Here is a 269-nt window from a genome sequence, read left to right on the forward strand (position 1 = left end):
GTCGCACGTCCCCGGCTACCTGCGCGGCGAGCGCGCCCGTGACTGGCTCACGGTCTACCCCTTCGTGCGCAGCTACGACTGGTACCTGCTGCCCGACGACGAGCGCCGCAAGATGCTTGCCGACCACGGACGCAAGGGCGCCGCGTTCAAGAGCGTCGTCGCCAACACGATGCCGGCCTTTGCCCTCGGTGACTACGAGTGGATGCTGCCGATGGAGTCGGACGTGCTGACCGACCTCGTCGACATGATGCGCGACCTGCGCTACACCG

Annotated in this window: 1 protein-coding gene; it reads left to right on the forward strand. The window is 67.7% G+C overall.

Features of this window, described 5'->3' with window-relative positions:
- The coding region (locus tag SB754_RS20505) for a chlorite dismutase family protein (protein WP_410784203.1) at nt 1-269 on the forward strand (269 nt) is incomplete at both ends.

The sequence above is a fragment of the Leifsonia sp. SIMBA_070 genome, from assembly GCF_046534635.1.
Classification (GTDB): Bacteria; Actinomycetota; Actinomycetes; order Actinomycetales; family Microbacteriaceae; genus Leifsonia.